The 5,420-nt window shown below is 50.2% G+C and carries 6 protein-coding genes; all 6 read right to left on the bottom strand.

The window, feature by feature from the left end:
* Nucleotides 1-368, bottom strand: a 368-nt coding sequence (locus tag HPY90_RS14730; protein WP_287195631.1) for a reverse transcriptase domain-containing protein, incomplete at its 3' end; no start/stop codon positions are given.
* A 609-nt stretch (nucleotides 369-977) separates the two neighbouring features.
* On the bottom strand, nucleotides 978-1,943 hold the full coding sequence (locus HPY90_RS14725) for a YfdX family protein (protein WP_287195628.1): 966 nt from the start codon (nucleotides 1,941-1,943) through the stop codon (nucleotides 978-980).
* Nucleotides 1,944-2,021: 78 nt separating this feature from the next.
* The gene (locus HPY90_RS14720; RefSeq protein WP_287195627.1) at nucleotides 2,022-2,576 is read right to left on the bottom strand and encodes an Hsp20/alpha crystallin family protein; all 555 of its coding nucleotides are present in this window, start codon (nucleotides 2,574-2,576) and stop codon (nucleotides 2,022-2,024) included.
* Between the two features lie 120 nt (nucleotides 2,577-2,696).
* The gene (locus HPY90_RS14715; protein ID WP_287195625.1) at nucleotides 2,697-3,590 is read right to left on the bottom strand and encodes a zinc metalloprotease HtpX; all 894 of its coding nucleotides are present in this window, start codon (nucleotides 3,588-3,590) and stop codon (nucleotides 2,697-2,699) included.
* Between the two features lie 313 nt (nucleotides 3,591-3,903).
* Nucleotides 3,904-4,464, bottom strand: coding sequence for a recombinase family protein (locus HPY90_RS14710; protein WP_287195623.1), 561 nt, complete (start codon nucleotides 4,462-4,464; stop codon nucleotides 3,904-3,906).
* A 621-nt stretch (nucleotides 4,465-5,085) separates the two neighbouring features.
* On the bottom strand, nucleotides 5,086-5,420 hold a 335-nt coding region (locus tag HPY90_RS14705), incomplete at its 5' end, for a hypothetical protein (protein ID WP_287195621.1).

Below are 5,420 nucleotides of genomic sequence, written 5' to 3'. Positions count from 1 at the left end.
ATCGCCTGCTGTGCACTTCGCTTCGGACGAAACCCGAAACTGCTGTCAGAGAAAGTCGGCTCGAATATCGGTTGTAATACCTGCACGATTGCCTGCTGAACCATACGGTCTATTACCGTTGGTACACCAAGCAGCCGTTTTCCCCCGTCTGGTTTCGGAATCTCGACTCTTTTAACAGGTTGGGGACGGTATTTCCCGCTTGCAAGTTCTTCCAGCAGATTGCTCCCGTGCGCTCTCAGATAAGGCAGCATTTGATCGACCGTCATTCCGTCAATGCCAGCGCCACCGCCATTCTGCTTCACCCTCTTGAATGCCTGATTCAGATTATTTCTGTCGAGCACCATTTCGAGCAAAGCATCTGCACCCATCTTCGTTTTCGCCTTTTTGGGTATAACGGCGCTATGCGCTCCTCTGCTACTTTCCGGTTCCACCGTATCATTGCAGAGGTAGCCTGTTGGAACAGTATTCGGCAGTCGTTGCGTCATTATGCCTTCCATACGATCGAAGATTAACCATTGTTCGGCCCTTCACGCATCGCTGCGCTACTATGGCCTCTGCTGACTTCTTGTAGGTCAGTGGGGCATTGCTGCCCCACCTGTCGCTGTGGGTTGTCTAACCATCCCTCTTGTCGGCGACCACTACAAGACCTCCCCAGGTAAGAACGATAACTTTCCCCTCATACACCCGCCGCATTTACACCGCAGACCTCGGGCAGTATTGGACTTTGCTTTGCCTAGCAAGCTCGTCCAGTCATGCAATGCCTTATATACGGTTCTTGTTCATCGGGCCGAGGGTTTGCCTCCAGCTTCCTTCAGATTCCACCTCACGGTGGACACCCTTGCCTTTGGCTAACAGTTCCTGCTGCCAAGCCTGTAGCGGACTTGCACCGCCGAGTTATCGCCCATGCCGGGCACACTAGGCATCCCCCCGGCCGGATCAAGATGGCCGGGGGGGGAATACCGGAGAGAGTGGGGAATTCACGGCCACAGATGGGAGAGCATCTCCTGAATGGCGGTAAAGAAGCCCTTACCGGATTTCCCACCTTCGGTCTTCTGTCGGATTGTCTTCAGCTCCTCAAAAATCTTCTTGTATGCCTCCGTTTGGTCGATTTGATACCCCAGGATCTGGGCCAGACGGAGCTCGTTGTCGACATTGTCCAGGAGGGACGCCAATCGCTGGTTATCAGTCGCCGACCGGTCAGATTTTTCTGCCAGGTTCCCCGCCTCTTTAAGCATCAGCTTGGCACGACTTGGCGCCAACGGGGTAATGTATTCCTCGATCACCAGAGTTCCGAGCGTTTGCCGAAGCAGGGCCTTGGCTTCCTCGATCTTGTCTGCATCAATAAGAGGGGCCACTGCCATGATGGCTTTGGGAAATGTGGCGATGGGGAGCTTTGTTACCTGAACGATTATCTCACTGGCCAGAGAAGCCAAGATGTGGCGAGCGGCTTGGACCGCGCCATCATTCAGTTTGTTTTTTGCTTCCTTGATGGCCGCTTCTACTGATTCCGCTTTGGCAAAGAGGTCGTGGACGATCGTCTGCTGACTGACCGGGAAGAGTGCCAGCTTGGGATTTCGGGCCACGGCAAGTTGGAGCTTTCCGACGATTCTCTCCAGGCAAGCAAGAGCCTCTTCCTTCTTCCCATCTTCCAGAGCCTTCAGGGCTTTTTTCGTATCTTCAAGCGCTGAGATGGCCTCTTGAACAAGGCGGTTCTGCGGCTTATCAATGTCCCCCTGAACCTTCTTGTCAATAGATGGCTGGACGTTCTGGACATGCTCACTCTTAGCTTCCGAATCAGGAGAGTTTTCCGTGGTTTGGGTCGTTGGAGTGGCGACCTGGTCAGCATTATCACCGGCAAAAGACGCCGGTGTGGACGAGAAGAGCGTGGTGCTAAGGACCACAAGGATGAAGAAGATTTGAGAAAAACATCGGATCTTTGGCATGCTCGATCTCCTTTCAGTAAGATTGACAGGATTTTCAAAGGGTCGTAGGCCGGCGGGGAGAAATACCCCGCCGGACCATTACGCGGACGTCACCTCAATCTGGCGTTGTTCAGAAGGCGGAAGAGCTTTTCGGGGAATGCTCAGGGTCATGACGCCATCCTTGTATGAAGCTGAGATTTTGTCGACATCGACATCTTCAGGAAGGGTCAGGATTCGCCGGAACATTCCGTATGACCGTTCCACACAGTAGTGGTCATTTCCCTTGTGTTCCTTTTCCTGCTTCTTTTCACCAGTGATGAAGAGATTGTTCTTGCGTAGTTCTACCTTGACATCCTTGGGGTCAACCCCCGGGATTTCAATTGTGGCAGTGTAGGCTTCATCTGTGGCGGAAAGATCAAGAGTAGGTCGCAGAAAACCCATCTCCCCTGACAAAGAGTTTCCGAGAAGTGAAGGGAAAGATCTCAACGGCCAGTCGCGGAAGAATGTGTTGAACACACGATCTATTTCCCGTTGCAACTCAACCATCGGATGTTGTAAGGAAGACCGAGCCGAGTCTCGGGCAACCGGAACTTTTGTTCCTTCTTCTTCTTCCTTTTTGAACCAGTTCCATGGAGCAAGTTTTTTCCAGTCCATATGTACCCTCCTTATTATAAAAATTGTTCGTTGAATTTTTTTTGCGTCGTAACCCGACTTCCAAAAGACTTTGACACTTATGTTGGAAAAAGGGTTCCAAAAAAATCACTAATAGAAATCTTATAGAGCAAAGCCGAAAGGTCTGAACCCATTGGTCGTGGAAACGGATCGCGCCATTTCATAAAGCCGATTGATGCGTTCTCTGACCGGTGGATGGGTGGAAAAGAGATCTAAAAGACCGTTTCCGTCGAATGGTTGCAGGATGAACATGTGCGACGTTGCAGGTTCAACGTCGCGCATTGGATATGACGCTATTCCAGAATGAATTCTGGCCAAAGCCGAAGCCAGAGCCGTAGGGTCTCCGCTTAATCGTGCTCCCGTCTCATCGGCAAGGAATTCCCTGTTCCGTGAAATTGCCATCTGCACAAGAAGAGCAACAAAAGGAGCCAGTATCATCATTACCATCGCCAGTAAAGGGTTTTGGCCGTCCTCTCGATCGTTGGCAGATCCCAAACCGGCTCCAAACCAAAACACCATGCGGGAAAGCATGGATAAAGAGCCGGCCAATGTGGCGACAACCGTGGACAGAAGAACATCATAGTTAGCGATGTGCGCGATCTCATGGGCAAGAACGCCCCGCAACTCTCTCATGCTCAGGGTCTGTAAAATTCCATGAGTTACCGCCACCGCGGCGTGACCAGGGCCGCGACCTGTAGCAAAAGCATTGGGTGAAGCTGATGGGATAAGACACACCCTCGGTTTTGGAATTCCTGCAGCCTGGGCAAGTTCTTCCACAATGCCGTGCAACTCAGGAGCTTCGCGAGGGGATAGTTCGCGAGCTCCATAGATAGACAGGACAATGGAGTCGGAGAACCAGTAACTCCCAAATGACATGACCAGGGACATCACCAGGGCTATGAACAAGCCATGCTCTCCACCGAGGGCCTCACCAGCAAAAAGGGTTATAGTTATGAGAACTGCGAGAAGGAGATAGGTTTTAATTGAGTTCGTCATACAATCACCTCATTTATCACAAGTTTTCATTTTCACTAAAAGGTAAAGCAAAACCTGTACCAACTATATGACGGAATGATTTAAAATGATGGTAACAATTTCTTATAAGGTTGAAATTATGCCAGCATTTATCGACCTTGTGCTTTCAGACTCTGATTTTCAGTTTATTGCTGAACTAGAGAGGGAAAGCCTTTCAAAAAACAATTTGAAGCTTTATTGCCGCTGTCGCGCCTTGATTGCCTTTGGTTACAACAAGGGGTCACGACACCAAACGGAAATTTACGTACGCTAAGCAATTTTTGTCTCATCAAAATCAGCTCCCAGAGCGAATATATTGATATACTGTTTCTCGACTGATTCCAAATGCTCTGGCCAGATGCGCTTTTTCTTCGCCAGCCCGTGCCCGTTTTCGAAGACTTTCTGCTTGGGCAGCATCCAGAGCTTTTTTTCTTCCACGATAGACCCCGCGCTTTTTTGCCAGAGCAATTCCTTCGCGTTGTCTCTCACGCAAAAGTGATCTCTCGAACTCTGCAAAAGCGCCCATTACTGAAAGAAGCAGCGTTGCCATAGGCGAATCATCACCAGTAAAAATTAAACCTTCTTTTACGAATTCTACGCGAATACCGACTTTCGTTAAGCTCTGCACGATTCGTCGCAGGTCGTCAAGATTCCTGGCCAGCCGATCCATGCTGTGAACCACTACCGTATCACCTTCTCTCACAAATGCCAGCAATGCTTCGAGCTCAGGCCTTTTGGAGTCTTTACCCGAAGCATTGTCAGTGAAGACTCGATCAACTTGAGTTTGTTCCAGTTGTCTGGCAGGGTTTTGATCAAAGCTGCTAATACGGATATAGCCGATTCTTTGGCCCTTCATTTGTGATTCTCCCTCAAAGCATGTCAGAATTGACTCTAAGATATTTTTACAAACCTGTCAATAAATGTGATATTAGAGTCTAATCTGACACCGAAAATCAGGTTTTCTGACGTCAGATTGAAGTATACCTCATCGTGACACAGAATTATCAAGCTTTCTTATTCGCTTTACTTTCAAACAAATTGCAATTGTTGCCGATAGAGTTGGTAACTAGTTGCAAAGGGGTTGGTAATTGTGAATAAGGAGAAAATCGCATCAGTAGCAAAACGGCTAGGTATTACAACTCAGGCGGTTTACAAAAAGTTGGCAAAGGTTGGTAGGTTATTTCAGCCCATTCCTCATCTCTAAAAACTCTCATGTCCTCTGGAAGGGGCTGACGTAAGTTTTCAGCCCGTTCGCGTCTCTGTGGGCCGTTTCAGCTTTTTCCGCCCGCGCCGCAAACAGCCGAAAATCCCCACCAGGCCACGACAGCAACCACAAACCGGCCCTGCAGCCCGCCAAATCACCCTTTTTTAGCAAACCCGTCGTAAAACGGCATTTTCCCGCCCCCTCCCCGCCAGCCGTCTGAGAGACACGCCCCTCGATTAGTAAATTCGGCCAAAATAGCGGTTTTTAGCAAAATCAGCTCTCAGAGCCCTTTTTCGCTAAAAGCATCTCGATCTGCCAAAATGTCCCTCCTGGCCCCGAATCAGCCGCAAAGAATCTCAGCAGCACAAAGTCCCTCAAGAACAAAAAGGGGGCCGCGCCCCCGGGCTCACCACAGGGGAATTGAGCTGAAACCCTTTCCGGTAACTCTTTTCCCCGCTGCACCGCCCGTCGAAACTTTTTGATACCGCCCGGATCGACAAAGTAAAGGCCTCCACCCCAACCGGCTGCGCCGGCCGGGTCCCCGCCTTGACTTTGCCGAACCGGGCCGGTCTGGCCGGGGCATCGACGGGCGGCTCCGCAGGGGAAAA

The organism is Syntrophothermus sp. (assembly GCF_013314835.1).
GTDB classification, from domain to species: Bacteria; Bacillota; Syntrophomonadia; order Syntrophomonadales; family Syntrophothermaceae; genus Syntrophothermus; species Syntrophothermus lipocalidus.
This window is presented reverse-complemented; position numbering and strand designations above follow the sequence as displayed.

Excerpts from the sequence above, each read along its gene's own strand:
- HPY90_RS14715 (WP_287195625.1), bottom strand. The coding sequence starts at position 3,590 with ATGACGAACTCAATTAAAACCTATCTCCTTCTCGCAGTTCTCATAACT.
- HPY90_RS14720 (WP_287195627.1), bottom strand. The coding sequence starts at position 2,576 with ATGGACTGGAAAAAACTTGCTCCATGGAACTGGTTCAAAAAGGAAGAA.
- HPY90_RS14710 (WP_287195623.1), bottom strand. The coding sequence starts at position 4,464 with ATGAAGGGCCAAAGAATCGGCTATATCCGTATTAGCAGCTTTGATCAA.
- HPY90_RS14725 (WP_287195628.1), bottom strand. The coding sequence starts at position 1,943 with ATGCCAAAGATCCGATGTTTTTCTCAAATCTTCTTCATCCTTGTGGTC.